Annotated in this window: 27 protein-coding genes; 14 read left to right on the plus strand and 13 right to left on the minus strand. The window is 67.0% G+C overall.

Going from position 1 to position 26390, the window contains the following annotated elements; all coding sequences use genetic code 11:
* Positions 1-11 precede the first annotated feature (11 nt).
* Positions 12-818: a pullulanase X25 domain-containing protein gene (locus tag PCK14_RS08645; protein ID WP_269938070.1), complete on the plus strand. Its 807-nt coding sequence runs from the start codon at positions 12-14 to the stop codon at positions 816-818.
* A 55-nt stretch (positions 819-873) separates the two neighbouring features.
* Positions 874-1773: a DNA-methyltransferase gene (locus PCK14_RS08650; RefSeq protein ID WP_269938071.1), complete on the plus strand. Its 900-nt coding sequence runs from the start codon at positions 874-876 to the stop codon at positions 1771-1773.
* A gap of 290 nt (positions 1774-2063) precedes the next feature.
* Here PCK14_RS08650 and PCK14_RS08655 read toward each other — a convergent pair whose 3' ends face one another.
* From PCK14_RS08655 to PCK14_RS08670, 4 genes are all read right to left on the minus strand, one after another.
* Complete coding sequence (locus tag PCK14_RS08655; RefSeq protein ID WP_269938072.1) at positions 2064-2459, minus strand: hypothetical protein; 396 nt, start codon at positions 2457-2459, stop codon at positions 2064-2066.
* 85 nt (positions 2460-2544) lie between these two features.
* The gene (locus PCK14_RS08660) at positions 2545-2931 is read right to left on the minus strand and encodes a hypothetical protein (protein WP_269938073.1); all 387 of its coding nucleotides are present in this window, start codon (positions 2929-2931) and stop codon (positions 2545-2547) included.
* A gap of 173 nt (positions 2932-3104) precedes the next feature.
* Positions 3105-3470, minus strand: coding sequence for a hypothetical protein (locus PCK14_RS08665; protein WP_269938074.1), 366 nt, complete (start codon positions 3468-3470; stop codon positions 3105-3107).
* Between the two features lie 32 nt (positions 3471-3502).
* Positions 3503-3667 (minus strand): hypothetical protein, encoded by a 165-nt coding sequence (locus PCK14_RS08670; RefSeq protein ID WP_269938075.1) that lies wholly within the window; start codon positions 3665-3667, stop codon positions 3503-3505.
* 24 nt (positions 3668-3691) lie between these two features.
* On the opposite strand from PCK14_RS08670, the gene PCK14_RS08675 reads away from it, so the two are divergent.
* From PCK14_RS08675 to PCK14_RS08690, 4 genes are all read left to right on the plus strand, one after another.
* Positions 3692-5203, plus strand: coding sequence for an acetyl-CoA hydrolase/transferase family protein (locus PCK14_RS08675; RefSeq protein ID WP_269938076.1), 1512 nt, complete (start codon positions 3692-3694; stop codon positions 5201-5203).
* Between the two features lie 238 nt (positions 5204-5441).
* Positions 5442-6143 (plus strand): DsbA family protein, encoded by a 702-nt coding sequence (locus tag PCK14_RS08680; RefSeq protein ID WP_269938077.1) that lies wholly within the window; start codon positions 5442-5444, stop codon positions 6141-6143.
* A 9-nt stretch (positions 6144-6152) separates the two neighbouring features.
* Positions 6153-6737 carry a vitamin K epoxide reductase family protein gene (locus tag PCK14_RS08685; RefSeq protein ID WP_269938078.1) on the plus strand — a complete coding sequence of 195 codons (585 nt, stop codon included), beginning with the start codon at positions 6153-6155 and terminating at the stop codon, positions 6735-6737.
* Positions 6738-6871: 134 nt separating this feature from the next.
* Complete coding sequence (locus tag PCK14_RS08690) at positions 6872-12343, plus strand: DUF4011 domain-containing protein (protein WP_269938079.1); 5472 nt, start codon at positions 6872-6874, stop codon at positions 12341-12343.
* Here the strand turns inward: PCK14_RS08690 and PCK14_RS08695 are convergent.
* On the minus strand, positions 12333-13283 hold the full coding sequence (locus tag PCK14_RS08695; RefSeq protein ID WP_269938080.1) for an NAD(P)/FAD-dependent oxidoreductase: 951 nt from the start codon (positions 13281-13283) through the stop codon (positions 12333-12335). The two genes, PCK14_RS08690 and PCK14_RS08695, sit on opposite strands and share 11 nt — an antisense overlap.
* A 98-nt stretch (positions 13284-13381) precedes the next feature.
* On the opposite strand from PCK14_RS08695, the gene PCK14_RS08700 reads away from it, so the two are divergent.
* The 5 genes from PCK14_RS08700 to PCK14_RS08720 are packed head-to-tail and all read left to right on the plus strand — an operon-like array spanning position 13382 to position 17368.
* A complete protein-coding gene (locus PCK14_RS08700; protein ID WP_269938081.1) occupies positions 13382-13963 on the plus strand; it encodes a helix-turn-helix domain-containing protein in 582 nt (193 codons plus the stop codon).
* 47 nt (positions 13964-14010) lie between these two features.
* Entirely contained in the window at positions 14011-14709 is a 699-nt protein-coding gene (locus PCK14_RS08705; RefSeq protein ID WP_269938082.1) for an alpha/beta fold hydrolase, read from the plus strand.
* On the plus strand, positions 14706-15140 hold the full coding sequence (locus tag PCK14_RS08710) for a DUF1810 domain-containing protein (protein ID WP_269938083.1): 435 nt from the start codon (positions 14706-14708) through the stop codon (positions 15138-15140). Before PCK14_RS08705 ends, PCK14_RS08710 begins: the two co-directional genes overlap by 4 nt.
* 39 nt (positions 15141-15179) lie before the next feature.
* Entirely contained in the window at positions 15180-15644 is a 465-nt protein-coding gene (locus PCK14_RS08715; protein ID WP_269938084.1) for a hypothetical protein, read from the plus strand.
* Positions 15645-15691: 47 nt separating this feature from the next.
* Positions 15692-17368: an acyl-CoA dehydrogenase family protein gene (locus tag PCK14_RS08720; protein WP_269938085.1), complete on the plus strand. Its 1677-nt coding sequence runs from the start codon at positions 15692-15694 to the stop codon at positions 17366-17368.
* A 44-nt stretch (positions 17369-17412) separates the two neighbouring features.
* On the opposite strand, the gene PCK14_RS08725 is transcribed toward PCK14_RS08720, so the two are convergent.
* The 4 genes from PCK14_RS08725 to PCK14_RS08740 all read right to left on the minus strand — a co-directional run bounded on the left by PCK14_RS08725 (position 17413) and on the right by PCK14_RS08740 (position 20038).
* Positions 17413-17877 carry a hypothetical protein gene (locus PCK14_RS08725; protein ID WP_269938086.1) on the minus strand — a complete coding sequence of 155 codons (465 nt, stop codon included), beginning with the start codon at positions 17875-17877 and terminating at the stop codon, positions 17413-17415.
* A gap of 1 nt (position 17878) precedes the next feature.
* Positions 17879-18733, minus strand: coding sequence for a cytochrome c biogenesis CcdA family protein (locus PCK14_RS08730; RefSeq protein WP_269938087.1), 855 nt, complete (start codon positions 18731-18733; stop codon positions 17879-17881).
* Positions 18734-18735: 2 nt separating this feature from the next.
* Positions 18736-19461, minus strand: a complete 726-nt coding sequence (locus PCK14_RS08735) for a DsbA family protein (protein ID WP_269938088.1) — start codon at positions 19459-19461, stop codon at positions 18736-18738.
* Between the two features lie 154 nt (positions 19462-19615).
* Positions 19616-20038 carry a hypothetical protein gene (locus tag PCK14_RS08740; protein WP_269938089.1) on the minus strand — a complete coding sequence of 141 codons (423 nt, stop codon included), beginning with the start codon at positions 20036-20038 and terminating at the stop codon, positions 19616-19618.
* Positions 20039-20513: 475 nt separating this feature from the next.
* Here PCK14_RS08740 and PCK14_RS08745 point away from each other — a divergent pair, with 475 nt between their 5' ends.
* From PCK14_RS08745 to purN, 3 genes are all read left to right on the plus strand, one after another.
* Positions 20514-20717, plus strand: coding sequence for a cold-shock protein (locus tag PCK14_RS08745; protein WP_038467205.1), 204 nt, complete (start codon positions 20514-20516; stop codon positions 20715-20717).
* A 170-nt stretch (positions 20718-20887) separates the two neighbouring features.
* The gene (locus PCK14_RS08750) at positions 20888-22222 is read left to right on the plus strand and encodes a cell division protein PerM (protein ID WP_269938090.1); all 1335 of its coding nucleotides are present in this window, start codon (positions 20888-20890) and stop codon (positions 22220-22222) included.
* Positions 22223-22256: 34 nt separating this feature from the next.
* Positions 22257-22820: a phosphoribosylglycinamide formyltransferase gene (gene purN, locus PCK14_RS08755; RefSeq protein WP_269938091.1), complete on the plus strand. Its 564-nt coding sequence runs from the start codon at positions 22257-22259 to the stop codon at positions 22818-22820.
* A 64-nt stretch (positions 22821-22884) separates the two neighbouring features.
* Here purN and PCK14_RS08760 read toward each other — a convergent pair whose 3' ends face one another.
* The 4 genes from PCK14_RS08760 to PCK14_RS08775 form a co-directional block, all read right to left on the minus strand.
* Entirely contained in the window at positions 22885-23508 is a 624-nt protein-coding gene (locus PCK14_RS08760) for a DedA family protein (protein WP_269938092.1), read from the minus strand.
* A gap of 120 nt (positions 23509-23628) precedes the next feature.
* Entirely contained in the window at positions 23629-23931 is a 303-nt protein-coding gene (locus tag PCK14_RS08765) for a hypothetical protein (protein ID WP_269938093.1), read from the minus strand.
* An 85-nt stretch (positions 23932-24016) separates the two neighbouring features.
* Positions 24017-24718 carry a hypothetical protein gene (locus PCK14_RS08770; protein ID WP_269938094.1) on the minus strand — a complete coding sequence of 234 codons (702 nt, stop codon included), beginning with the start codon at positions 24716-24718 and terminating at the stop codon, positions 24017-24019.
* The gene (locus PCK14_RS08775) at positions 24708-26249 is read right to left on the minus strand and encodes a WXG100 family type VII secretion target (RefSeq protein ID WP_269938095.1); all 1542 of its coding nucleotides are present in this window, start codon (positions 26247-26249) and stop codon (positions 24708-24710) included. Before PCK14_RS08775 ends, PCK14_RS08770 begins: the two co-directional genes overlap by 11 nt.
* Positions 26250-26390: the final 141 nt, after the last annotated feature.

Genomic DNA, 26390 nt, shown 5'->3' on the forward strand with positions numbered 1-26390 from the left:
GGAGGACCACTGTGACCATTCGAGACAACACCAACCGTCGGCTCAAGGAAGTTCTGGACATCATGGCCGCGGGGTCGTGGCTGGATGAGAAGCCAAACGGGGGCGAAGTCCTGGCGGAAGCTGCCAAGCGTGTCCCGTTCACCAAGGAAGAGTCCGAGCTCCTCTCCGGAGGCATTCCCCGCGGGCACAAGAACCTCACCAAGGCCACTGCAGACCTGGTCAAGGCCGGCTGGATCACCAAGGGCCGGGCCGGCTGGGAAATCACCGACAATGGACTCCGCGCCACCGTCGCCTTCAACACCGTGGACACCCTTGCCGATGCCCTCAGCAACGGAACCTTGATTCCGGCAGAGACGCCGCTGCCCGAAAAGCCTGCCGACAATCCGGCCAAGAAGCCTGCGGCCAAGAAGGCCCCCGCCAAGAAGCCCGCTGCGAAGAAGACTGCCGCCAAGGCGAGCACCGCCAAGGCCGCGGCCAAGGCTGGGGCGGAAGCTCCCGCCGTCGTGCTGGGGGAGCAGCCGGCAACCGTTGCCCTCGCCGGTGACTTCGGCACGCTTCTGGGCGCCCTCGAAGACTGGGACCACAGCCACGGCAATGTCCAGATGCAGCTCGATTCCACGCTCGGCACCTGGAAGCTCACGGCCGACCTCCCCGCCGGGCAGTACAGCTACAAGGCCGTGGTGAACGGGTCGTGGGATGAAAACTACGGCGCGTTTGGCATTGCCGACGGCGCCAACCACGAGTTCTCGCACGACGGCGGACCCGTCACCTTCCACTACAACCACGCCACCAAGGACGTGCTGCGCGCCGACATCTAAGCGCGCAGGGGCGGTTGGTTTAGTCGCTTGCCAGCCGCCCCGTTAACCTTGGAGCATGACACTGGACGCGGGCGATGCCCCCCTGAGCGCTGCCCCGGCCGCAGCCTGGCAGCCGGATGGCGGCAACCTGGTGGCAGAGGGGGACAACCTCAGCTTCCTGCGCACGCTCCCGGATGAAAGCTTCCGGCTGATCTACATTGACCCGCCTTTCAACACTGGCAAGGTCCAAGCCCGCCAGAACATGACGAACGTGCGCAGCGAGACCGGTTCCCGCGTGGGGTTCCAGGGCCGCAGCTACGAGACCATCAAGGGCCTCACGCTCAGCTACAACGACTCGTTCGGTGACTACTGGGAGTTTCTGGAACCTCGCCTCGAGGAAGCATGGCGCCTGCTCGCCGACGACGGCACCCTCTACGTGCACCTTGACTACCGCGAGGTCCACTACGCCAAGGTGTTGCTCGATGCGTTGTTCGGCCGCGAATGCTTCCTGAACGAGATCATCTGGGCCTACGACTACGGCGCCCGGGCCAAAAAGAAGTGGCCGGCCAAGCACGACAACATCCTTGTCTACGTCAAGAACCCCAAGACGTACTACTTCAACAGCGAGGAAGTGGACCGCGAGCCGTACATGGCACCCGGCCTGGTCACACCCGAGAAGGTGGCGCTCGGCAAGCTGCCCACCGACACCTGGTGGCACACGATCGTGTCTCCCATGGGCAAGGAAAAAACCGGCTACCCCACCCAGAAACCACTCGGCATCCTGCGCCGCATCATCCAGGCGAGCACCGAGCCCGGCGACTGGGTCCTGGACTTCTTCGGCGGCAGCGGAACCACGGGCGCCGCCGCGTTGGAGCTGGAGCGCCGATTCGTCATGGTTGACCAGAACCCCGAGGCGATCGAGGTCATGCGCACGCGTCTGGACCAGGACACAGTGACGTTCATAAAGCACGTTTGAGTTAAGTGGTGCCAGGGTCTCGACAGGCTCGACCACCGGTGCCGGGGTCTCGACAGGCTTGACCACCGGTGCCGGGGTCTCGACAGGCTCGACCACCGGTGCCGGGGTCTCGACAGGCTCGACCGCCGGTGCCGGGGTCTCGACAGGCTCGACCATCGGTTCCGGGGTCTCGACAGGCTCGACCATCGGTTCCGGGGTCTCGACAGGCTCGACCATCGGTTCCGGGGTCTCGACAGGCTCGACCATCGGTTCCGGGGTCTCGACAGGCTCGACCACCGGTGCCGGGGTCCCTATGCGAACGGGATGATCCAGCCGAACAGCACGTAGGCGAATGCGGCCAGCGACAGCGCCCCGGTGGTGATGGCCCAGATCCAGAGCGCCCGGCGTCGCGTCTTCACGGCGAAACCGAGCAGCGGCGGGAATGTGGCCATGGCCGCAACCATCAGGAATCCGGCTGAGCCGACGGCAATTGATTGGGCCGCCTCTGCGCCGCCGGAGGAGTCGCTCACAATGATCAACAGAAGCATGGCCAGCAGGAATGCCGGATATGCCAGGAGTGCCCAGCCGGCAAGGGTGATGCCGACCGCCCACCACTTGGAGCGTTGCGGTTTCGGGGCAGCGCCGGGCAGACTGGTGCGCGCGACGGCCAGGCGCTGGGACGGGATCTCGCGGTGGGGTCGGGGCATGGAAATATCCTGCCACGCAAGCCTGAAAAACTTCTAAGCGCGCGACATTCTGAAGGGCGGAGGATGCCCCCAGGCAGGGCCTTGGCTAGGCCACGGCCCCCGCGATGGTTCCGTAGACCACGAAAGCCGCGATGACGGCGGGAATGGCTGCACACGTGGCGATTGTCCACATCTTGGTGCTTCGAGCCGTGGATGCGATCGCCAGCAGTGCCGGTGCGCTCAGCAGACCCAGGATGCCGACAACGCACATGAACGCGCCAAAACCGTTGCCGCCGGAATCGTAAGGGCCGGGGCCTCCGAACCAGCTGAGGAGGCCAAGCAGGGCCATGCCCAGAATCGGAATCGCACCCACCGCGTAGCCACCGACCGCTATGAACAGGCCCAAATAGGGATTTCCGGGCTTGTCCTGGGTGGCTGGGGAAGCGTTTGAACCGGCTTGCTGGTCCAGGGGTTCCTGCATGGATTGGGACATGGAGTTGTCGACCCGTCTTCGAAGCTAGTTATTCCAACGAATGGATAATAGCCTATCTGGCGGCCCGGGGATGGTCTCGACAGGCTCGACCACCGGGGACGGCTCGACCACCGGGTCTCGACAGGCTCGACCACCGGGTCTCGACAGGCTCGACCAGCGGGCCAGCTTGGGAATTAGCCCAGGTTGCTCAGAAAACGGAAAACGAAGTACCCAACCACGCACGCGGCCGGAATGCCGGTGATGATCGTCGCCCGCCACATGGCCCGCTCCTTGAACCGCACTGCCTGGCCCAGCAGGTGCGGGGCGGCAATCATGCAGAACAGCAGCAGCGCGCCACCGACCATGATCGCGATGTTGCGGATGTCGGCGATGCTGCGGCTGGGATCCAGGACAGCGGTCAGGATCATGAGCGTCAGCAGGATGAACGGGACAAACGCAATGGCCCAGCCGGCCAATGCGGCAAGGGAGCCCGCGAGCTGCGAGCCCTGCGCCTGCAGTTTTTCGCCGTGCGGGGTGGACGGGCTGGGAGTGTCGGTCATGCTCTATTTCTACCAGCAATGTCCGGGAATGATCAGTTCGTTGCACGGCGGTCCGCGTCGGGAAGTCCCGCTGCGCTGCCAAGCCGCGTGCCGCCGTCGTGCTCAATGTCCAGGAAAACTGTGGACCGCATCCCCGACTGGGTGTAGCTTGCGTCACCGCCTATAGTGGCCTGGGCGACATTGGTGGGATGTCCCATGACTAATCTTGAAAGAGGAGCACAGTGCACGATCGAATTCGCCATGCGGGGTTGTTGGAGAAGCGCATGTCAGCTGAGGCGGCCGCTGCGCTGATCAAGCCCGGGATGACCGTGGCCATGAGCGGCTTCACCGGTGCAGGCTACCCGAAGGCGGTGCCGCAGGCGTTGGCCGCGCAGATGGAAAAGTCGCACGCACAGGGTGATTCGTTCAAGATCAAGGTCCTCACCGGCGCGTCCACCGCACCCGAGCTCGACGGCGTGCTCGCCAAGGTGGGCGGCATGGAGCTGCGCCTGCCGTACATGTCCGATCCCGCGCTGCGCAAGCGGATCAACGACGGCGAGCTCGACTACATGGACATCCACCTGAGCCATGTTGCCCAGCACACCTGGTTTGGCTTCTACGGCGGCATCAACATTGCCATCATCGAGGTTGTGGGCATCCGCGAGGACGGCACCCTGATTCCATCGTCGTCCGTGGGAAACAACAAGACCTGGCTGGACATGGCCGACGCCGTGATCCTCGAGGTCAACACGCAGCAGTCCGAGCTCATGGAAGGCATGCACGACGTCTACTACGGCACGGCCCTGCCGCCGCACCGCCAGCCCATCATGCTGACCTCGCCCGAGGACAGGATCGGCCAGCCCTACCTGAACGTGGACGTGGACAAGGTCATCGCGGTCGTCGAGACTGACGCCCCGGACAGGCTCTCCGCCTTCGCCGCCCCGGACGAGGCCTCCAACATGATCGCCCAGCACCTGCTGGACTTCCTGGACGGCGAAATCAAGGCCGGCCGCATGACCGACAAGCTGCTGCCGCTGCAGTCGGGCGTGGGTAACATTGCCAACGCCGTGCTGGCAGGGCTGTCGCGCGGCGGCTACCGCGGGCTCAAGGCCTACACCGAGGTCATCCAGGACGGCATGCTGGACTTGATCAAGGACGGCACCATCGAGTTCGCCTCCGCCACCTCCTTCTCCCTGTCCGAGGCCGGCATCGAGGAGTTCAACCGCAACGTGGACTTCTACCGCGACCGCATTGTGCTGCGCACCCAGGAAATCTCCAACCACCCCGAGCTCATCCGCCGCCTGGGCTGCATTGCCCTCAACGGCATGATCGAGGCCGACATTTACGGCAACGTCAACTCCACGCATGTGGTGGGATCGCACGTCATGAACGGCATCGGCGGCTCCGGCGACTTCGCCCGCAACGGCTTCCTCGGCGCCTTCATGTCCCCGTCCACGGCAAAGGGCGGCCGCATCTCCGGCATCGTGCCCATGGCCAGCCACGTGGACCACACCGAGCACGACACCATGCTCCTGATCACCGAGCAGGGCCTGGCCGACATGCGCGGCCTCGCGCCCAAGCAGCGCGCCCGCCTGGTCACCGAGAAGTGCGCGCACCCGGACTACAAGCCCATGCTGGAGGACTACTTCGAGCGGGCCTCCCGCGAGTCCTACGGCAAGCACACCCCGCACCTGATGGGCGAGGCCCTGTCCTGGCACCAGCGCTACATCGAAACCGGGGACATGCGCCTGTAGTTCCAGTGGTTGAGCCTGTCGAAACCGTGATTTCGACAGGCTCAATCACCGGGCCGGTGATCGAGCCTGTCGAGATCCACTGCACCGGAAAGCACGACGGCGCTCGGCCGGCGGTTATGTTTCCATCCCCGGCAAATTGCAAAGTTCATTTGGTAGTATCCGGTGACCCGTGACCGGGCCGCCAAAGAACCGGTGCATGAATCCCTGTCCACGCGACAGCCACAGAATGGAATGCCACGTGAAAGACAACGCCAAGGCCGAATCCGGGCTGAAGACGTCCAAGATCATCGTTTGGTCCCTGCTCGCAGCCGTCATCATCGCCGCCGTGGTTGCCGTGATCATGGCCCAGTCGGGCCCCAAGGCCAGCGACAGTGCCAACGCGGCGCCGGAAGGTACAGCCTCACAGGCCTCTTTGGTGGTGCGCGAGAACAGCCACATCCTGTCCCAGGCCAAGGACGAAAAGGCCGTCCTGGTCGAATTCCTGGACTTTGAATGCGAGTCCTGCGGTGCGGCCTACCCCTTTGTGGAGGAACTGCGCAGCAAGTACGGGGAGAATGTCACGTTCGTCCAGCGCTACTTCCCGCTGCCCGGCCACTTGAACTCGATGAACTCCGCCGTGGCCGTGGAAGCCGCGGCCCAGCAGGGCTCACATGAGGCCATGTACAAGAAGATGTTTGAAACCCAGTCCCAGTGGGGTGAATCGGCGGACAACAAGAGCGCCGTGTTCCGCGGCTACGCCGAGGAGCTCGGCCTGGACATGGCCGCCTTTGACAGGGCCGTGGCCGACCCCGCCACCAAGGCCCGCGTGGAGTTCGACAAGGCAGACGGCCAGGCCCTGGGCGTCACCGGAACCCCCACGTTCTTCCTGGACGGGGAGCTCCTGAAGGTCCAGAGCCTGGAACAGTTCGATGCCGCCGTTGCCGCAACCGCGGCGAACTAGGGCCTGACCGTGCCCCGCTTTGCCCAACAACGGGCCTTCGGCCTCGTCCTGCTGGTCACGGGCGCCGTGGGCTGGGTGGCCTCGGCCATCCTGGTCCTCGAGCGGTTCGCCATGTACAAGAATCCGGGCCACGTCACCAGTTGCGACGTCAACCCCTGGGTGTCCTGCGGACGCGTCATGGGCACCTGGCAATCGCAGTTGTTTGGCTTCCCCAACCCGCTGATTGGGATCGTGGCCTTTGCCATTGTGCTGGCCACGGCCATGGCCGTCCTCGCCGGTGCAGACCTTGCCCGGTGGTACTGGCTCGGGCTGCAGGCGGGCGTGGTGCTCGGGGCAGTGTTCGCCGTGTGGCTGTGGAGCCAGGCGCTCTTCGAAATCTACGTCCTGTGCCTGTACTGCATGGTGGTCTGGGCGGCCATGGTTCCGCTGCTGGTGCTGCTCACGGTGCGCAACCTGGTCCACGGCGTCATCCCCGCCCCGAAAGCCGTGACTGCCTTCGCCACCACCTGGGCCGGAACCATCGTGGCGGCAATCTATGTAGTTGTTGCCCTGTCAGTGGTCGTGCGCTTCTTCCCGGCCATCACGGGAGGATAGCCCGGGCACCCGCGGCGGGTGCCCGGCGTCGTGCGCTGGAGTTCAGAGCGGATGGCGCACGGTGCGAGAATTGAACGGACGTGCCGGCAGAGGCATGGGGTGGCCGCATCGAAGGCGGTGCAAAGGGGAGCGCAGTGGATCTTGCAGTTGACGGGCAGACGGCGCCGGGGCGGCTGCACAGCCAGATGAAGGCGTGGCGCGAGGACCTGTTGGCGCTCGACCGGCGCCAGAAGCTCCTGTATTTCCAGCACCCCAAGGTGGGTTCGCTGGAGTTCGTGCTGCCCGCGATGGGCGAGATCGAACGCTGGCTGGAGCGCGGCCGCGTCCACCTCCAGCCCGCAGCACCCGAACCCGGAACCGCGCAGCCGGCCAAGGCCGCCAAGAGCCGCACCGCGACCGTCCTGGACAAGGACGACGCCGCGCTGCAGGCCACCTGCCGACGCCTGCACCAGCGCTCCGAACAGGAGTACGCAGACCGCGGCGTCTGGATCCTCTACGTTGGCCTGGGCATGCTCAATTGGGTTGACCCCGCCGACGGCAAGCCCGCCGGCAGCCCACTGAAGCTGGTGCCCGTGCGGCTGGAACGCACAGGCAGCACCTTCGCGCTGCACCGCACCCGCGACGAGGCCCAGGTGAACTCGGCGCTCGCGCTGAAGATGCAGCGCGACTTCGGCATCGAGCTGCCGGCCTTTGAAGATCCCGACTTCACCGTGCAGGAACTCACCACGCTGCTCCGGGACGCCATTGCCGGCGAGCCGGACTGGTCCATCGACGCCCGCAGCATCCTGATGACATTCACCTTCCACAAGGAGGCCATGTACAAGGACCTGGCGGACAACGAGGCGCAAATCCTGGCCAGCCCGCTGATCCAGGCCATGGCGCTGGGCCCCGACGCCGGGCAGGAAGAAAACCTTGCCTTCGAACTGGCCGACGACGCGTCCCTGGACAATCTGGTGCCGCCCGAAACGCTGCACAGCATCCTGGACGCCGACTCCAGCCAGCGAAAATGCATCATTGCCGCCCGGGAGGGCCGCAGCTTTGTCATGGACGGCCCTCCCGGCACGGGCAAGAGCCAGACCATCGCCAACATCATCGCCGAACTGATGGCGGTGGGGAAGACGGTCCTGTTTGTCAGCGAGAAGGCCGCCGCACTGGATGTGGTCCGGGACCGCCTGGCGGCGCAAAACCTCAGCCCCTTCCTGCTGGAACTCCACAGCCACAAGGCCACCCGCAAGCACGTGGTGCAGGCGCTCAGCAGGGAACTGTCGCAGCGCCCTGTGGGCCGGCACACCCTTGACCCCACCGACCGTTCCCGGCTGGAAAGCGCCCGGGAGGAGTTGAGCGGATACGCCGCCGCCATGAATGAGGTGCGGCAGCCGCTGGGCCGCAGCCTGCACAGTGTCCTGGGCCGGTTGGTGCAGCTCTCCGTGCATGGGCAGATTCCCACGGGGGAGCAGGCCCGCTTCGCCACCCTCGATGCGGAGCTTCTGGGCATGATCCAGCGCAGGGCCGGGGAGCTGTCCCGTGCCTGGCGGCCCGCCGCGGAGGGTGCAGACTTCACCTGGCGCGGCCTGGCCGGGGACCAGCCCGACGCCGGCGGGATCCGCGACGCTGCCGGCGCCGCCCTGGACATGGCGGATTTGTCACAAGAGCTCAACGACCAGGCCCTGAACCTGGACAGCCGGCTGCCATTCCTTGACGTTCCGCTCAGCCGCTCCGGCGTGGAGCAGCGCCTCGCCGTGCTGGACCTGCTGGCCCGCCGCCCGCAGACACCTGACGGGTGGCTGGGCGGCGACTTCGACGCCGTCGAATCCCGCGTGCGCGGGTGGCTGGACAGCGTCGAGCTGAGGAAGCAGCTGGCAACCACCATCGGCACCTCCTTCACGGCATGGACCCCGGCGGACCACGCCATGGCCGCGGAACTCAAGCTCGCCATCCGCAACACCGAAACGGTCCCCGTGCCCGGCGGCATTGGCCAGGCCACGGTGGCGCGGGCAACTGCACTGCAGCAGGAAATCCGCCCCATCACCGCGGAAATCCAGGCATTGGAAGCTGACGCGGCACAGATCGCCTTGCTGTTCCGCACCGAGGCGGCAGCGCTGGGCATGCGCAAGCTCCGGGTGCTGTGCGCGCTCGCAGCCATGAGCCAGGCCGGCAACCGCCCCGAGGCAGACTGGCTGGACACCTCCGTCCACGCCTCGCTCGAGGAGGGCGTGCTGGTGCTCGGCGGTGCCACGGCCAAGGTGCTCCGCTTCGAACAGCAGCTCCGGGCCACCTTCACCCCGGACGTCCTCAACCTCGACCTCGAAGGGCTGGCTGACCGTTTCGCCCACGTCCACGACGGCTTCTTCAGCCGCTGGTCCGCCGCCGCCCGCGCCGACCGCAACACCCTGCGCGCCGCCACCCCGCGCGGCACCGTCAACCGCGAGGTCATCGACGCCCTGCCGGCCGCCATGGCCTGGCGCGATGCCCTGCAGGAGCTGTACGCCGCCGAGCGCACGTACGGGCCGAGGCTCAAGAGCTACTACCAGGGCCTGCACACCGACTTTGGCCGCATCCGCCAGGCCATCGACCTGGCCCGGGAGGCGTCTGTGGTGGCCGGGGACGACGTGGGGCTGGACGGCCTGGCCGCACAGCTCTCCACCAACACCGAGCCCGACCGCCTGCTCATGCCCATCGCCAACGCCATCACGGAGCGCCTTGACCGGATCGAACGGCTCATGGGTGCCAGCCTTGGCCCCGACTTCCGCGGCTGGGCCCCGAATGCAACGCTGGCCGAACTCACGCACCACACGGGGGACTTCGCTACCCGGCTGGCCGCTGCGGACTCCGCCCTGGCCCGCCTCACCGCCATGGGTGCCGCGCCCCTGACACTCACCGAAGCCGTCGGCGCGCTGGACTCGATCGGCCGGCTCGCGGAGCTGGATGCTAGGAACCGCGCCTGTGCTGCCGCCGACTCCGCGCTGCTGGGCCACCGCTTCGCCGGGCTGGCCACCGACTGGGCCGCGCTGGAGCATGACCTGGCCTGGTGCCGGGAGGCACGACGCAACCTGCAGGCACCGCTGGACGCAACCGCCCTGGGCATCCTGGGCGGGTTCACCGGCGTCGGGCCCGGCCTGGCAACGGCCGCCGCCGCATGGGACTCAGGGCTGGAACGGCTCGCGGGACACTTTGAACCGGAACGCCACGCGGGCCTGGCTGCGGAACTGGGCCGGGACCTGCCGGAGACCGTGGAGCTGGCACAGGCCATGCACCAATCCGCGGCAACGGACATCGACGCGTGGTTTGAGTTCAAGCGGCTCCGGGATTGGGCCGTGGCGCACGGCCTCGGTGACGCGGTCGCCGGGCTGGAGGCTGCCGGGGCCACTGCCGAGGATGTGCCCGGGGCGCTCGAGCGGGCGGCCCTGGAGCCATGGGCGGAATCGGTCGTCGCCGCCGATGGCAGGCTGGCCGAGTACCGCTCCGGAAACCGTGACGCATTGGTGGCGGAATTCCGCGCGCTGGATGAAAAGCTCATCCGCTCCGCCTACAGCTCGGTGGTGCAGGCCTGCGCCGCCCGCCGCCCGCGGACCAGCATTGGCGCTGCGGCCGTCATTGTGCGCGAGGCGGAGAAGAAGACCCGGCACAAGCCCATCCGCACCATCCTGGAACAGGCTGGCGACGTGGCCCAGGCGCTCAAGCCCTGCTTCATGATGAGCCCGCTCTCGGTGTCCCAGTACCTGCCCGGGAACATGCGCTTCGACGTCGTAATTTTCGACGAAGCGTCCCAGGTCATGCCGGCCGACGCCGTCAACTGCATCTACCGCGGCAGCCAGCTCATCGTGGCCGGAGACCAAAAACAGCTGCCGCCCACGGCGTTCTTCACCACGGTCGCCGGCGAGGGTGAGGACGAGGAGGCACCCGACACCTTCGACAGCGTCCTTGACCTGTGCAAGGCCTCCGGCGCCATCACTTCGCTGCCCCTGGCCTGGCACTACCGCAGCCTGCACGAGGACCTCATCACCTACTCCAACTACGGCTTCTACGAGGGGCGGCTCAACACCTTCCCGGGCGCGGTGCAGGAATCGCCGGAGCTGGGCGTGCACCACGAATACGTGGACGGGGTGTACCTGCGCGGCGCCGGGGCCAAAAACCCCATCGAGGCCGAACGCGTGGTGGACCGCGTCATCGCGCACCGCACCCAGAACCCCTCGCTGTCTCTGGGTGTTGTCACCTTCTCCACCGCCCAGGCCGACGCCATCTTCGACGCCATTGAGCGCCGCGCCTTGGCGGAACCGGCGCTGGCCGGGCTGCTGGATGACAGGGACCGCCTGCACGGATTCTTCGTCAAGAACCTGGAATCCGTGCAGGGCGATGAGCGCGACATCATCATCTTCAGCGTGGGCTACGGCCCGGACGAAAACGGCACCTTCGCCATGAACTTCGGCCCGCTGACACGCAGGGGCGGGCAGCGCCGGCTCAACGTGGCCATCACCCGTGCCCGCCGCCGCGTGGAGATCGTCAGTTCCTTCCACGCAGCCCAGATCCGCGAGGGCACCTCGGAAGGCAACCGCCACCTGAAGAACTACCTGGACTTTGCCGCCCGCGGCAGCGTGGCGCTTGGGCTGGACGCTGCAGCCGACGGCGCGGGGGAGGACGGCTTCCTGCTGGAGTCCCAGGTCCGCGCGGCCATTGAAGAACTGGGCTATGAAACCGTGCCGCGCGTCGGCTCGGCCGGCTACCGCGTGGATATTGGCGTGAAGCACCCGCACCAGCCCGGCACCTTCCTGCTCGGTGTGGAGTGCGACGGCGGGACGTACAGTTCCGCCAAGTCCACACGGGACCGCGACCGCCTGCGGGCCGCCGTGCTGGGCAACCTGGGCTGGAACATGCTCCGTGTGTGGGGCCTGGCCTGGTACCGCGACCCCGCAGGGCAGCGCGCACTGCTCAAGGACGCACTGGAACAGGCACTGGCCGGGACAACGGCCGCCGTCCGCCCGGATTCCGTGCAGACGCAGGGTGCGCCAGCTCTGGACTTCGAGGACGTGGACCTGTTTGGCGCCCCCGACTGGACGGTGGAATACCGGCAGGCACAATTCACGCGCACCGGCACCCACCAGCCGGGATCGCCCGCCGCCCTGCCGGAACTCATCGATTTTTGCACCAGTGTGATCGGGCTCGAGGCGCCGCTCCACCTGGACACGCTGCAGGCCCGGCTGCGCGACACCTGGGGTGTTGGCAGCATCGGCACCCGGATCCGGGCCAATCTGCTGGAGGCCCTGGGCCGCACGAGCGTCGACGGCGTATTTGCACGCCTCGACAACGATTCCTTCATTCGGCTGGGCCCGCCCGGTGCCGTGGCCGTGCGCCGCACCGGACCGGGCGGGGTGTCGCGCCGGGCCGGCGCCATTCCGCCGGAGGAGTTCGATGCAGCCGTGGAGCTGGTGCTCCGCGATTCCATGGGCGCCTCCGCGGACCAGGTCCTAGCCGCCCTGCGCCGCGTCTTCTCCTGGTCCCGCAGCGGGCCGGAGATCCAGGCCGCCGTGAGCAAGTCCCTGTACCGCTGCGTGGCCAGGGGACTGTGTGCCCAGGATGCGGAGGGCGTCTACCGCCTGCTCAGCCCGTAGCCACAAGAGGCTCCGCCGCGTCGAAGGCGGCCACGTCGGCGGCCAGCTCCGCCGCGATCATGTCCATGTTGATGGCAACCCCTGCCATGGCGCCGGCGTAGGCGGCGGCCAGCACGGTTGCCCGCATGTCTGCCACGTTGCCGGCGGCCCACACGCCGGGAATGGCGGTCAGGCCGTTGCCGTCCACCTGGAGCAGCTCGCCAAACTCGCCGGGTACGGGTGCCAGCCCCAAGGTGGTGAGGAAGGAAGCCCTCGCCACGACCCGCGACTGTGCGGTCAGTGCGTCAACGCGGTGCAGTGAACCGTCGGCGAGCTCAACTCCCGATACGGCGCCGTCCGTGCTGTGGATCCGGGCCACCGCGCCTTCCACCAGCCGGACGCCGCGGGCCGCCAGTTGCCGGCGTTCCGTGGCAGCCGGTTCGGGTGCGCTGTTCAGGAACAGCGTGATGTTGGGCGACCACTGGCGGAACAGCAGGGCCTGGTGGACAGCCATGGAGCTGCTGCCGATGACCCCGATGGCATGGTCGCGGATTTCCCAGCCGTGGCAGTAGGGGCAGTGCACCAGGTCGTGGCCCCAGCGCTCGGCCAGTCCGGGAATGGCGGGCAGTTCATCCACCACGCCGGTCGTGACCAGCAGCCGGGGCGCCTCGATGGAGGTTCCATCGGCCAGGGCAACGTGAAAAACACCGTCCATTTTCTCGGCGGAAACCACCGTCCCGTCAATGACGCGTACGTCGTAGAGTTCCAGGTCCGCCCGTCCCAGCCGGGTCAGCTCGTGGGGAGCAACGCCGTCGCGCGTCAGGAATCCGTGTGCGGCCGGCGAGGGCGCATTGCGGGGCTTGCCGGCGTCGACCACTGTCACGGTGCGGCGTGAGCGTCCCAGCTGGAGGGCCGCGCTGAGTCCGGCCGCGCCGCCGCCAATGATGATTGCGTCTTGCATGGTGTCCACCTTGCTGTTCGTGTTTATGGGGTGCTTCCAGCGTGCGCGCCGGGCCGCGGCACTGGCAATCTTTGTTGCCGGAATGGCAAACTGGGGCCATGGCTGATGAAACTGAACAGGTGCTCTCCGGTGTTGGACCCAGGCTGAGGGCCCTGCGCCTGCAACGCGGGCGCACCTTGGCGGAGCTGGCCGAGGCCACGGGAATTTCGCTCAGCACGCTGTCGCGGCTGGAGTCAGGCCAGCGGCGGCCCAACCTGGAACAGCTGCTGCCGCTGGCCCGCGCGCACGCCGTGCCCTTGGATGAGTTGGTGGGCGCCCCGGCCACGGGCGATCCGCGGATCCACCTGCGCCCCGTCAAGCGCAACGGGCAGACGTATGTGCCGCTGGGCAGTGGTGCGGGCGGGCTGCAGGCCTTTAAGATCATGTTGCCGGGCGGACCTTCGCTGCCGCAGCCCGATCCCCAGGTCCACGAGGGGCACGAGTGGATGTATGTGCTGCGCGGAAGCCTCCGGCTGGTGCTGGGGGAGCGGGACTTTGTGCTCAAGCAGGGCGAGGCGGCGGAGTTCGACACCCGCACGCCGCACTGGTTTGGCCGGGCCACCACGGAAAGCGCCGAGTTCCTGACGCTCTTTGGCCCGCAGGGCGAACGCATGCACGTGCGGGCGGCCCCGGCCAGGTAGTGCGTTTTCCACCTGATACATTGGGGCAAAATGGCGAGGAGGCTGGCATGGTGGCAATGGTTTTGGTGCACGGGCTGTGGTCCGACGGGTCAAGCTGGGCCAAGGTCATCTCGGAGCTGCGCGCCATGGGCCACGAGCCCGTCGCCGCCCAGCTGTCACTGGAAACCATGGACGACGACGTTGCCTCCGTCCGGCGCACCCTCGCCACCGTGGATGGTCCGGTGCTGTTGGCCGGCTGGTCCTACGGAGGGGCGGTGGTGGGCGAGGCTGCCCTGGGCGTTGACTCCGTGAAGGCGCTGGCCTACGTGGCAGCGTTCGCGCCCGCCGAGGGGGAGTCCGTCAGCGGGCTGTCCCGCAAATACCCCGGCAGCCTGGTGGGTGAACACGTGGTGGTGGCTGGAAACTACACCTATATACACAGGGACCATTTCGGTGAAGTGCTCGCCGCCGATGCCGCGCCCGCAGACATTGCCGTTGCCGCGGCCACGCAGCGCCTGGTGCGCATCGGCGTCGACCGCGTCAAGGTGGGCCCGCCCGCCTGGCTGGACTTGCCGGCCCACTATCTTGTGGCAACGCAGGACCGCTGCGTCCCGCCGGTGTTGCAGGGCGAGATGGCCGCCCGCATGGGTGCTGCCGTCACCGAGCTCGATTCCAGCCACGCCCCAATGATCTCGCGCCCGCGAGAGGTGGCCGAGTTCTTGGACAGGGCCGCCACGGCCATGTTGGAAGCTGATGGTGCACAGTGAGCTTTGACCTGGACCGTTTTCTGGTGGCGCAGGATGGCGTCTACGACGACGTCCAGAACGAGCTGGGCGCGGGGCTGAAGACCACGCACTGGATGTGGTTCGTGTTCCCGCAGGCTGGGGGCCTGGGCCGGAGTGGCACCGCCAGGTACTACGGGATTGGTTCGCTGGAGGAAGCAGCGGCGTATGCCGAACACCCAGTCCTGGGTGCCCGTTTGAGGGAATGCTGCCGCCTGCTGCTGGGAACCTCGGGCCGCAGCGCCGGGCAGATTTTCGGGCACACGGACGAACAGAAGCTGCGTTCCTGCATGACGCTGTTCCAGGCTGTGGCGCCGGATGGGCACGTCTTTGGTGAGGTGCTTGGCCGCTTCTACGGTGGAAGGCTGGACCCCGCCACCGAGGAGATCCTGGCCGGCTGGCGCTCGCAGCCCTGATGGTCCGTCTGTGGGAACGCACCCGGATACTGTGGAGCCATGAAGATCTACGGTTCGGGCATCCCGTTTGGCATCCCGGCGCGCACCTTCGTTATCGACGGCCAGGTGGCGCACCCCGTCCTGCCGTTTGTGCAGGTGCTGGAGAAGGAGAAGTTCAAGGTCACTTCGGCGCCCGGGGCGAACCCAATCAGGCTGCGGTATGGCAACTTCTGGAAGGACATGGTGGCCGACACCGAGTTCTTCCCCAGTTTCCTGCTGCCCGAGAAGCTGCAGCGCTGGGAGCTGACAGTCGAGGCCCTTCTCAGCGTTGAACGCGACGAACACGGCAATCATGCTGTAACTGTCACCGGCAACGGGATGCCGCGGCGCGGCAACGATTTCCTGTTTGACACCATTGCCAAGGCCGCCGACTCCTACGCCCAATCCGGCCAACTGCTCCACTGGACCGAGTTCTTCCAGGGCGACCCCGCATCTGTGAAACGCCGGGGCAAGGCACCCAAGTAGCCGGCCCGCCGGGGCGCAATCCTTGACGCACGGCGTAGCCTGTTGCCATGACCGCCACCGATGCCGACATGCCCGCCGCGCCCGCCAGCTTCAGCCAGCCGACAGCCCATGAAACGCACGGTGTCCTGAACCAGCCCCCGCCGCGCGTGGACATCAATGAGTTCACGGCCAACATCCCGCTCCAGGACTACCTCCTCTCGGTGGGCGAAGCGGAAGGTGACGCGGAGCTGGAGGCGAGTGGCGCCGTCGTCGGTTCGGCGCAGTTCCAGGACGACGCCCGGCTGGCCCACAGGAACCCGCCCATCCTGCACACTCACAGCAAATACGGCCAGCGGATCGACGAGGTGGAATGCCATCCGGCCTACCACCGGATCATCGAGCAGGCGGTCGCGGCGGGTGCGCACACCTCCGCGTGGGAGAGCCCGGGCAAAGGCGCCAACGCGGCCCGGGCCGCGCAGTTCATGCTGTTCGCGCAAGTGGAACCCGGGCACGCCTGTCCCATTTCCATGAGCCACGCCGCCGTCGAATCCCTGCAGCTGGAACCCAGCCTGGCGGGGGAGTGGCTGCCGCGGCTGTATTCGCGGGACTACAGCCCGGAGCTCGCCGCCGGCAAGGCGGGTGCGTTGTTTGGCATGGCCATGACGGAGAAGCAGGGTGGCTCGGACGTGCGCGCCAACACCACCCGCGCCGAGGCCGCGGACGGCCACCACTTGTTGACAGGGCACAAGTGGTTTTGCTCGGCCCCGATGAGCGACGCGTTCCTGGTTCTCGCGCAGGACGACGCCGGGCTGGGCTGCTTCCTGGTGCCGCGTGTGCTGCCCGACGGAACCCGCAACACCTTCATGATCCAGCGGCTCAAGGACAAGGTGGGCAACCGTTCCAACGCCTCCAGCGAGGTTGAGTTCAGCGGAACGCACGGCTGGCGGATCGGCGAACCCGGCCGCGGCGTCCGCTCCATCATGGGCATGGTGGGCCAGACCCGGCTCGACTGCATCCTGGGCACTGCCGCCGGCATGCGCCAGTCCGTGGCCGAGGCCGTCTGGCACGGCCGGCACCGTCGCGCCTTTGGTGCCCGGCTGATCGACCAGCCGGCCATGACGAATGTCCTTGCCGACCTGGCCCTGGAATCCGAGGCCGCCACAGTGGTCTCCATGCGCCTGGCCCGCGCCTTTGACGACGACGCCGGACCCTCCGAAATTGCCTTCCGCCGCCTTGCCACTGCCGTCACCAAATACTGGGTGTGCAAGCGCGGCCCCAACCACGCCTATGAGGCCATGGAATGCCTGGGTGGCAACGGCTACACCGAGGACTTCCCGCTTGCCATGCGCTACCGGGAGCAACCCGTCATGGCGATCTGGGAAGGCACGGGCAATGTGATTGCCCTGGACGTGTTGCGGGCCATGGCGAACGAGCCGGAATGCGTTGACGCGTTCTTTGCCGAGCTCCGCATGGCCTCGGGCCAGAGCCAGGTCTTCGACGACTTCACCGCCGAACTGCGAGAGCAGGCCGCCGTGGTGGCGAAGTCGCCGGCAGACTTTGCGGGGCAGGCCCGCAACCTCGTGGAAGGGATGGCGCTGGCGCTGCAGGCAGCGCTGCTGGTCCGCTTCGCCCCAGCGGCGGTCTCAGATGCGTTTGTGGATTCCCGGCTGGGCCCCGGGAGGCGGTTCAACTACGGAAACCTGGCCCCGGCGGCCGATCTTGCCGGGATCCTGGCCAGGGCATAGCCGCCGGCGCGCCGCCCACTCAAGGCTGGCGCCGTCGTGCGTGCCTACCGGGCGGCCGGAACCTTGCAGGCATTCTCCTGCGAGATACGGCGCAGCAGGGCCCAGCCCAGCAGCCCCACCGAGAGCAGGGCCAGCAGCGGCTGGACCGGCTCGAAGAACTTCATGGCACCCGTGGTGCCCAGCGCCAACAACACCAGCTTGTTGCAGACGGGGCAGCCCACGGCAAAGAACGCGAGCACCGAGCCGAGCAGCCCGGACTTGTTGGTGGCGCCGGTGCGGGTGATGGGGGAAGCCACATACGTGGCCACGAGCAGGCCGGTCAGCAGTGCGGTGGCAGCCAACGCGGCGTGCGACCACCAGGTGGGTGGAATTTCCCGGCCAAAGTACGGGTTCGGGATGAGGTCCGTGGGGATGGCGACCACCACGTAAACCAGCGCGGCCACGCCGGCGGCCACCCACCAGCGGCGCGGAGGCCAGACGCGCAGGTTGTGCCCAAGCGTGGAGATCATGTCAGTTCCCGCCCGCCGGATTGCCGGGAGCAGCCGAGTCAAGGGCAACGGCCCGCCGCGACCGCCACCAGTACAGTCCGCCGGCCAGCAGCAAAACCACCAGCGCGGTGACCCCGAACCACACGTTGGAGATCCCGGAGGAGAACCCCACAACCCACGACTCGGCCGCAAACTGGGCATCGATGCTGAGTATTCCGCCCAGCGACGACGTGCCCGAGGTGGCCAGCAACAGCGCGCCAATGCCTATCGACAGCACGCCCGAGACCACCATCCACACCGAGTTTTCCCAACGGCCCAGCTTGAAGCGGCGTGGCTTCAGCCAGCCGCGCTCGCCCAGGCGCAGCCGCGTCCACAGCAGGGACAGGACACCCAGCGGCAGCGCCATGCCCAGAGCAAAAATTGCCAGCATGATACCGCCGTACAGGGGGCTGCCGCCGGCCGCGGCCACCGCCAGCACGGAGCCCAGGATGGGTCCCGCGCAGACGCCCGCCACGCCGTACACCGAGCCCAGCACAAAGACGGAGACCGCGGAGGTGCCATCGGCGCCCGCCCGCCGGCTCAACCCCGGGAACTGGACCCCGGCAATCTGCAGCACCCCAATGAGGATCACAATGCCGGCGGCGACAGACACCAGAAGCCCCCGGTTCTGCGCAATGAGCGATCCTGCCAGGCCCGCCAGCAGGCCCAGCGGTACAAGGGTTGTCAGCAGCCCTGCATAAAACAGCGCCGTCCGGCCCAGCAGCTTGGTGGGACTGGCGAACGCGTAGGCAAAGAAAGCGGGCAGCAGCATGACCGAGCACGGGCTCAGCAATGTCAGGATGCCGCCCAGAAAAGCACCTGTGTAGCCAATGTCCATGGCTACTTGGCCTTGGCCAGGGCTTCGTCAATGATCTGGGTGAACACTTCAATTGGTTGCGCACCCGGAATTGACTGGTTGCCAATGACAAAAGTGGGTGTGCTGTTCAGCCCCAGACCCGTGCCCTCGGCGTGGTCGGCCTTGACCCGCGCCAGCAATTCGGGGCTCTTCAGGTCCGCGGCGAACTTGGCCATGTCCGGCACCCCGGCCTTCTGGGCAAACGCCAGCAGTTCGGGCTCTTTCAGTTCTGCCTTGCCGCGTTCGGGTGCGGCGGCGTACAGGGCCTCGTTGAACTCCCAGAACTTGCCCTGCTCCCCGGCTGCCCGGCCGGCAACTGCGCCGGCCATGGAGGCTTCGCCGAACAGCGGCAGGTCGCGCCATTCAATGCGCAGCTGGCCGGTCTCCACGTACTTCTTCACAATCTCCGGCTCGGTCTTGCGCGCATATGCCCCGCAGAACGGGCAGCGGTAGTCCGAGTACTCGACCATCACCACTGGCGCATCCACAGCGCCCATGGCAAGGGGATCCTCCGGCGTGCGCCGCGCCAGCGTGAATTCAGGCTCCGCGCCTGTGCCGGTTGAGGCCTGCGGAGCCTTGGGCCCGGCCACCTCACCGGCACCCTTGAGGCGGTTTTCCTGCGCGGCGGCGCCAACAAAAACAATGGTCAGGACAAGGACGGCTCCCAGCACCAGGGCCAGGATCATGTTTCGGGTTTTCTTCGCGGTCATGGAACAACTTTCGGCAATTGCGCAGGCGCAGCACTTCAACGGCCGCGGGGTACGCGGGCCGGCAGCGCGCCGTGCATGTATATATAAGGACACGTTCGACGCCGGGCACCCGCCTTGCGCTGTTTCGCTGGCATGGGTGCGGGGCGGACCGGGTCTACGTCCGCACTATCCCGAGGTCCAGGTGGCTGGGGGAGGCCGGAATCCTGCCGTCCAGCACGGCGGCGCCCACGGCGGTTTGCTGGCCGCGAGGGAGTGGCGCAACTGCGCTGCCTGATGAAGGCTGCTGGTGAACCGGGTTGGGGAGAACGGCATCGCCTTCCACCCGGGACTTGCCGCGGCCCGGCATGCAGGTGGTCTGGACGTGGCCGGCGGTTGCCACGAGCGCGGTTTCCGGCCCGGACCCGGCCGCCTGGGGTGCAGCGAGCTGGGCTACGGATGCGACGGCGGCGGATGCGGCGGGCAGGGAAGCGGAGCTGGCCTGCGCACCCGTGCAGCCAAGGACCACGAGCATGAGCGAGGCAAGGGCCAAAACAAGGGCGCGGGCACCGGCGCGAACAAGCGCAGCAGTCCCTTGCATTTGCTCGTCCCTTCACCCTGGTGGTGCCGATTCTGGCTGCCGGAGACCGTCCGGCACATTTCGACCCACTATACGTCAGCTCCCTTGGGCCGCCGGGTGCTGCCGGAACAGGCGCAAGCAGGGGCCGCCGTCGTGCCTGCCGGGCATATGAGGGGGCAAAAACGTCGAATTCCGCGACATGCCCGGTGAACACAAGTTTAACTTTGCGTGTCATGGCTCTCGATTGGCCGCAGGATCCGCGGATATACGGGAGGAAGCAGGGCCACTTGAAGGTTAAAGTGACGCACCTCTCAGATTTAAGTGGCACGAGGCTTTCTGGCATGTATACTTGGACGTAGTTGTAGTGTTGCGTTTTTTGTAGTTGAAGCGACGCCGCCCTTTGGGGGACGTCGCTTTTCTGGAGAAGCGGACTTACACCGTAAACGGAGGCCCGAAGGTCGGGCGGAATCTCCAACTTCAGAAGGAAATAGAAACAATGGCAACAGGTACCGTCAAGTGGTTCAACGCTGAAAAGGGCTTCGGCTTCATCTCTCCCGATGACCAGTCCCAGGATGTCTTCGCGCACTACTCCGCGATCAACTCCTCCGGCTACCGCTCCCTCGAAGAGAACCAGAAGGTTTCCTTCGATGTTGAGCAGGGTCCGAAGGGTCCCCAGGCAGTCAACATCCAGGCTATCTAATTCTAAAGAAAACCGGTGGGCAACCACCAATTCTTTAGGCCAAGTGGCTTGAACAAATAGGGTCCGGGTTCATCCCGGGCCCTATTTGTTTTTAAGCCGCCCATCCTGTGGCCAATTCCACCGGCGGTGTTCGCGGCCGTGCGCCCCGCCGTATGGCACCATTGAAGACGATGAACTCCAAAGCAGCACGGCCACAACGCGACGGAATCCCCATGCCGCTGTGGCTGCAGGGGGCATTTGAGGCAGCCCAGATGTTTGTCATCTCGGCCCTGATTGTCGCCATCCCGCTGGCCGCCACCTGGTTTGCCGGCGGCTTCGCCGAGAAGGACGGCTCCGTCATTGCCCGGCTCGCCGGCCAGATCTGGCTTCTGGGCCACGGCGTCCCGCTCAACCTGACCCTGGCCAGCGGCCCCAGCTCCGCTTCCGTGCAGACCGGTGTCTTCAACCTTCTCCCGCTGGGCCTTGTCCTGGTCCCCTTCTTCCTTTCCTGGCGTGCCGGGCGCCGGCTGGCCCGCGCGTCCTACACGGACCAGCTGTGGCAGCCGCTGCTGGGTGCCACCATCACCTACGCGGCAGCCGGCCTTGCCACAGGCTACGTGTGCAGCGCCCCCGGCATCCAGGCCTCCCTCATGGCCAGCATGCTGGTGCCGCTCATCCCCGCCGTGTCCGGGCTCATCATCGGCTCCCGCCTCGAGGCTGGCTCCTGGAGCCGGCTCATCGGCATGAGCGCCGCCGACTGGATCGCCCGGACCAGCCAGGACCAGCGCTGGGCGGGCTCCTACCTGTGGACCGTAGTGCGCTCCGGCTTCGTGGCCGTCATGGCCTCACTGTCCCTCTCGGCGTTCCTGCTGGCCGTCAACCTCGCCGCCCGGTGGGCAGACATCGCCGCCGTCTACCAGGCGCTGCGGCCCGGCCCCTTGGGAGGGGCGGCCCTGACGCTCGCCCAGCTGGCCTACATGCCCAACTTCGCGGCCTGGACCATGTCCTGGGCCGGTGGCGGCGGGTTCAACCTGGGCGCCGGATCCACCGTCACGCCGCTGGGCACCTCAGTGGCACCCGTGCCCCCCATCCCCGTCCTGGCCGCCCTGCCCACGGGCGAGATGCCCCTGGGCTTCGCCGCCCTGCTGATCCCTGTCGTGGCCGGTGTCCTGGCCGGCTGGTGGTTTGTGCGCGCCGGCGAGAACCACTTTGACGAGTGGCTCTCGCTCAAGGTGCGCCAGCGCTGGTTGTCGCTGCCCGGCTCAACCCTGTTCCTGGGCGCCGTGATCGGCATTGCCGCAGCCGCCATGGCATGGGTGGCGTTCTGGATTTCGCAGGGCTCCCTGGGCATCGGCCGCCTCACGGAGGTGGGGCCCGACCCCACCACGGCGGCACTGTGGATTGGCGTGGAGGTGGCGGCCGGCGTCGTGATTGGCTCACTCGTGGGGCCGTGGCTGGAGGGCGACGGCGCCGGTGTCCCGCTGCTGCGCCGCCAGGAACCGGCCAGCCAGGCCCGTCCCGAATAGGGCCTGCCCGCCCGTTGCCCCTAAAATTGGTGGCATGCGCATAGTTGTCTTAGTCTCCGGATCCGGATCCAACCTCCAAGCCGTCATCGACGCCGTGGCCAGCGGCAGCCTGCCGGTGGAAATCGCCGCAGTGGGCGCAGACCGCCCCGGCACCTTCGGCATTGAGCGTGCCGCCGCCGCCGGCCTGGACACGTTCGTGGTGAACTTCAAGGACCACGCCGCACGCACCGACTGGGACGCCGCGCTGCTGGAGGCCGTGGCCGCCTACAAGCCCGACTATGTTGTCTCCAGCGGCTTCATGCGCATCGTGGCACCGGGCTTCATCGACGCCTTCGAGGGCCGCTACGTGAACACGCACCCGGCGCTGCTGCCGTCGTTCCCGGGCGCCCACGGCGTCCGCGACGCCATGGCCTACGGCGTGAAGGTCACCGGCTGCACCGTCCACTTTGCCGACGCCGGCGTGGACACTGGCCCCATCATCGCCCAGACCCCCGTGGCCATCCTGCCCGGGGACACCGAGGACATCCTGCACGAACGCATCAAGGTGGCCGAACGCGAGCTGCTCATCAAGGTTCTTGGGGACCTGGCCGCGGCCTAGCCTGTTGCTGCGCCCCTGCCGCGTCTTGGACGTGGCGGGGGCTTTCTTTTTACCGCGCGGCGGCTTACCGCACGACGGCGGGATTGCCCCTGAGGTGCTTGCGGTCCAGGAACCATGTGGAGACTTTTCCAACGAGCCAGCCCAGCACCATGGAGAACACGATCGCGACCACCACGGCCATCTGCGTGGAGATGTTGGGCCAATGCCGGGTGAGCATGCCAATCCCCACCGAGTACAGCGACCAGACAGTGGCCGACACCAGGGAGAACATGGTGAACGCCCGCAGGGGGTAGCCCGCCACGGTGGCCGCAATGTTCGATGACAGCCGCCCCAGCGGGATGAACCGCGAGGTCAGCATGAACATGTAGGGGCGCTGGCGCAGCCGCCGGGTTGCGGCGTCGACGGCGCGCTGTCGCCGGGGCCCGCGGACGCTGCCCCACTTGCTGTTGCCGAACATCTTGGTGCCCCAGAAGGTCAGCAGGTCCCCGGCCAGTGCCCCGGCCATCATGGCGACGACCAGGGGGAGCGCCTCCGGGCCGCCCTCGAGGCCGGCAATGGCCCCCAGCCCCACGAAGACGGTGGTGCTGGGCACAGGGGGAATGATGGCAGAGACCATGACGAACGCCCCGCCCATGACGTAGACCCAAAAGCTCGCCAAAAAGCCGGTTGTGTCGGCTGCGAGTTCCATGGGGTCCATTTCCTTGGGAGGGCGGTGGCGGGCAAAGGTTGCCTGAGCGTTAAAGTCTACGGCCCCTTGTGCAAGGGGCCGGTCAAACACTGTGGGCGCCGTTCCTGCAACGGCTCCGCGCTACTTCTTGCTGCGCCCCAACACGAGCGAGGCCAGCACTGTGGCACCCGTGACGGTGTAGACGGCGGGCCAGGAACCCAGCTTCTTGGCCAGCGGGTGCGAGCCGCCGAACGCTGCCACATAGGTGGCCGTCAGGGCCACGGCCGTGCCGGTTCCGGCGTTCTTCTTCCAGCCCAGGAATGCGGCGGCGCCGGCAGCAGCCAGGACGGCGCCACCCAGCTGGCGGTTCTTGGTGGCGCGGGCGGTTTGGTAGCCGCCCAGAAGTCCGGTGGCGGCGAAGGCGGTGGGAAGCAGTGCACTCATGGCTGGTCCTTTGTGTCTGGGCAATTCGAGGTCGGGATCAGGCTATCGGCCAAAAATGGACGAATGCTGGGCGCCGAGCGCAAGCTCACGGGAGCTGGAATCCGATCGGTGCCCGGCCGTACTCGGCAATCTCCGCCTGGACATCCGGGTCGTAGTAGCCGGGGGCAATCATGGCGGAGAACTGCAGGACCTGCACGGGGGAGTCCTTGTCCCAGTGGACCTTCAGGTAGATGGCGGTGCCGTTCCTGACCCCCATGCCCAGGCCCTGCGTGCCGTCGCCGCCTCCGGACATGAAGTCCTTGGCGTCCCAGGCGGCCAGCTTTGTGGCGGCGAAGCCAAACCGTTCGCCGGCAGCGGCGACGGCGGCATCCAGTGCCTCCAGTCCGTCCACGGTTTCAAACCAGGTGACGGTGTCAACGTAGCTGTTGGCTGCGGCGGCTGACATCTTGAAGTCGCTTGTATGGACCGTCAGCGTGTCCTGCGGAAGCTCCAGCGTGATTTCCACGGGCTTGTCGACGTCGGTGGCAAGGTAGGCCACCTCATTGACCCCGGGTGCCAGTCCCACGGACTCTTTCGGCACGGAGGTGGCGGTCAGGTCGAACCGGCCCACGCCGTCGTTCTTGATCTTCTTGATCCCGGCCTTGTCCATCATGGAAGTGCTGGTGCCCACGGAAGTCTCCTGTGTGGTGTTGGGCCGCGTTGGGAGCGGCAGGGAACATGAGGCAAGGGCCAGCACGGCGGCCAGGGCCAGGACGATCAACGCCAACGGGCGGCGGCTACTTGCCATCGAAGGGATTCCCGTCGCCAACCACGAGCTGCTCCGCGACGGATTCCCACCGGTTGATGAGCCGGTTGGAATCGACGGCGTCCTGGTAACCCTGGTCGGTCACCTGCCGCTCGATGATCTCCCGCAGGCGGTCGGGGTCGTTGGCAAGCTCCATGTAAGCAGGGTACGTGTCGTTGGTGATGAACTCCCAACGCTGGTCCCTGTCGGCAATGTTGCCGTCGGGCAGGGGCGTCTCAACCACCACGTCGTCGTGCCACGGGTTGGGCACGTCAACATGCGGGCCCCAGGGGCCGAACGGGCCCACCGGAACCGACTCGGGGGTCGGGTGCAGGATCAGCGGATTGGCCTGCGAGTACGACTGGGCGCCGGGGATGGACGGGGTGCCCACAATGGACATGGCCAGGGTGAAGGCCTCACCCTGGGGGCCACGACCGCGCATGGCGTCATAGTTGTTGGCGATGACCACGTTTTGTTCGAAGTTGGCCATGTTCATGGTGCCGGCGGCCAGGGATTCGGGGGTGCCGGTGTTGAAGTTTTGCCACGCCTGAATGCTCAGCGGGTCATCGACCACCCCGGCCCTGACCAGCCTGTTGATCTCATCCATGCCGCCGTCGGCGAAGGCCTGGTGCTGGTAGCCGATGTCATTGAAGATCTCCTGCTGCATTTCCAGCAGGCTTGTCTCGAAGACGGCCGCCTCGGCGTCAGTCATGTTGGCCAGCGCCAGCCACTGTTCCGGTGTCAGGGGGGACATGCCGGGCACCACAAAGTCGCCCACGGCCCCGCCTTGCAGCAGCGTGCGGGCAACGTCGCGCATCATCCGAACATCGGCGAACCCTGCGTCCAGGCCCGGGCCAACCATGTGGGCAAAGCCCGCCCACTGCATGCGCGGGTCCTGCAAATACAGTTCGCCGTAGTACTTGTATACGGCCGCGATGGTGTCCCGGTTGTAGGCGTAGCCGCGGGAGGGATCCCACTTGTCAGGGTCGATGCCCGCCTCCCGCATGGCGGCCAGCAGCCAGTAGTCCTTGAGGAAGGCGGCGTAGCCCCCGTCCGCAAACTGGATTTGCCCGGAGTCGGCCATGGCGTCCAGGACTTTCTTGGCCTCCTCGGGGTGCTGTGCGGCCCAGTCCTTGAACGCCGGGGACTTGAGGTACGCCTCGCGCTCGGCCGGCGTCATGCCATCCAGCTTGGACTGGAGTTCCTCGGCGGCGCCGTTCGTGGACTGCGGGTGCCCAGCGCCGCCGGGCCCGCCCAGGCCTGCGGCGGAGCTGGCCTTGTCCTGTTCATCGGCCTGGACCTTGAGCTGTGCGGCCACCTCGGACAAATTCGCGGCCGTGCGCCGCAGCAGGGGGACGTGCACGGCGGTGGCGGTGTGCGTGAAACGGGCCGCGTCGGGACCACGCCAGCTCCTCAGCGGCGACACCAGGGCACTGAGCATGCTCGCCTGGGTGGTGAATCGCTGCGCCGAGTTGGCAAAGGCCTTGGACAGCTCCCGCAGTTGTGCAGTGTCGGCCCCGAGAAATTCGGACATGGCACCCCTCGTCAGTAGGTTCCCCAGCCTAGGGGCGCCCCGTGGCCGGGTTCAATGGGCACAACTCCCCGCGGGCTCGCACTTGTTGTCCAATTCCGGCGCGGGACGGGGCAACAAGTGCGAGTTCACGGGGCATAAGAA

This window comes from Arthrobacter sp. HY1533, assembly GCF_027568515.1.
Taxonomy (GTDB): domain Bacteria; phylum Actinomycetota; class Actinomycetes; order Actinomycetales; family Micrococcaceae; genus Specibacter.

Bases quoted from the DNA above. Each gene is read 5' to 3' on its own strand.
- PCK14_RS08650 (WP_269938071.1), top strand. From the start codon at position 874: ATGACACTGGACGCGGGCGATGCCCCCCTGAGCGCTGCCCCGGCCGCA.
- PCK14_RS08655 (WP_269938072.1), bottom strand. From the start codon at position 2,459: ATGCCCCGACCCCACCGCGAGATCCCGTCCCAGCGCCTGGCCGTCGCG.
- PCK14_RS08660 (WP_269938073.1), bottom strand. From the start codon at position 2,931: ATGTCCCAATCCATGCAGGAACCCCTGGACCAGCAAGCCGGTTCAAAC.
- PCK14_RS08665 (WP_269938074.1), bottom strand. From the start codon at position 3,470: ATGACCGACACTCCCAGCCCGTCCACCCCGCACGGCGAAAAACTGCAG.
- PCK14_RS08670 (WP_269938075.1), bottom strand. From the start codon at position 3,667: ATGGGACATCCCACCAATGTCGCCCAGGCCACTATAGGCGGTGACGCA.
- PCK14_RS08695 (WP_269938080.1), bottom strand. From the start codon at position 13,283: ATGCAAGACGCAATCATCATTGGCGGCGGCGCGGCCGGACTCAGCGCG.
- PCK14_RS08700 (WP_269938081.1), top strand. From the start codon at position 13,382: ATGGCTGATGAAACTGAACAGGTGCTCTCCGGTGTTGGACCCAGGCTG.
- PCK14_RS08705 (WP_269938082.1), top strand. From the start codon at position 14,011: ATGGTGGCAATGGTTTTGGTGCACGGGCTGTGGTCCGACGGGTCAAGC.
- PCK14_RS08715 (WP_269938084.1), top strand. From the start codon at position 15,180: ATGAAGATCTACGGTTCGGGCATCCCGTTTGGCATCCCGGCGCGCACC.
- PCK14_RS08720 (WP_269938085.1), top strand. From the start codon at position 15,692: ATGACCGCCACCGATGCCGACATGCCCGCCGCGCCCGCCAGCTTCAGC.
- PCK14_RS08725 (WP_269938086.1), bottom strand. From the start codon at position 17,877: ATGATCTCCACGCTTGGGCACAACCTGCGCGTCTGGCCTCCGCGCCGC.
- PCK14_RS08730 (WP_269938087.1), bottom strand. From the start codon at position 18,733: ATGGACATTGGCTACACAGGTGCTTTTCTGGGCGGCATCCTGACATTG.
- PCK14_RS08735 (WP_269938088.1), bottom strand. From the start codon at position 19,461: ATGACCGCGAAGAAAACCCGAAACATGATCCTGGCCCTGGTGCTGGGA.
- PCK14_RS08740 (WP_269938089.1), bottom strand. From the start codon at position 20,038: ATGCAAGGGACTGCTGCGCTTGTTCGCGCCGGTGCCCGCGCCCTTGTT.
- PCK14_RS08745 (WP_038467205.1), top strand. From the start codon at position 20,514: ATGGCAACAGGTACCGTCAAGTGGTTCAACGCTGAAAAGGGCTTCGGC.
- PCK14_RS08750 (WP_269938090.1), top strand. From the start codon at position 20,888: ATGAACTCCAAAGCAGCACGGCCACAACGCGACGGAATCCCCATGCCG.
- purN (WP_269938091.1), top strand. From the start codon at position 22,257: ATGCGCATAGTTGTCTTAGTCTCCGGATCCGGATCCAACCTCCAAGCC.
- PCK14_RS08760 (WP_269938092.1), bottom strand. From the start codon at position 23,508: ATGGAACTCGCAGCCGACACAACCGGCTTTTTGGCGAGCTTTTGGGTC.
- PCK14_RS08765 (WP_269938093.1), bottom strand. From the start codon at position 23,931: ATGAGTGCACTGCTTCCCACCGCCTTCGCCGCCACCGGACTTCTGGGC.
- PCK14_RS08770 (WP_269938094.1), bottom strand. From the start codon at position 24,718: ATGGCAAGTAGCCGCCGCCCGTTGGCGTTGATCGTCCTGGCCCTGGCC.
- PCK14_RS08775 (WP_269938095.1), bottom strand. From the start codon at position 26,249: ATGTCCGAATTTCTCGGGGCCGACACTGCACAACTGCGGGAGCTGTCC.